This window comes from Flavobacterium panici, from assembly GCF_903819335.1.
Taxonomy (GTDB): Bacteria; Bacteroidota; Bacteroidia; order Flavobacteriales; family Flavobacteriaceae; genus Flavobacterium; species Flavobacterium panici.
Genome location: NZ_CAIJDE010000024.1, coordinates 1 through 271, shown reverse-complemented (window position 1 = coordinate 271; position 271 = coordinate 1). Strand labels below are relative to the sequence as shown.

1 protein-coding gene is annotated in these 271 nt (G+C 33.6%); it reads left to right on the top strand.

Features of this window, described 5'->3' with window-relative positions; translation table 11 throughout:
* Nucleotides 1-271 (top strand): transposase (locus FLAPXU55_RS02235; protein WP_180856385.1); only part of this gene is annotated, 271 nt, incomplete at both ends.

Genomic DNA, 271 nt, shown 5'->3' with positions numbered 1-271 from the left:
ATGGACATTAATATCAAAAACAGAAGGTTTTACAGTGATAACTGATCCTAGAAAAATGGCATGTTACAGCGGAGTTGTACCTTTCGATTTTCAATCCGGAACCTCATTAAAAAGAAGACCTGGAGTGTCAATGCTTGCCGATAAAAACCTGAAAACTATTCTACATCTGGCAGCAATGAGTGCAATTAGATTAGATAATGATCTGAGAAGATATTACATTAGAAAAATTGATGAAGGAAAAAATAAAATGAGTGTTTTAAATGCTGTGAGA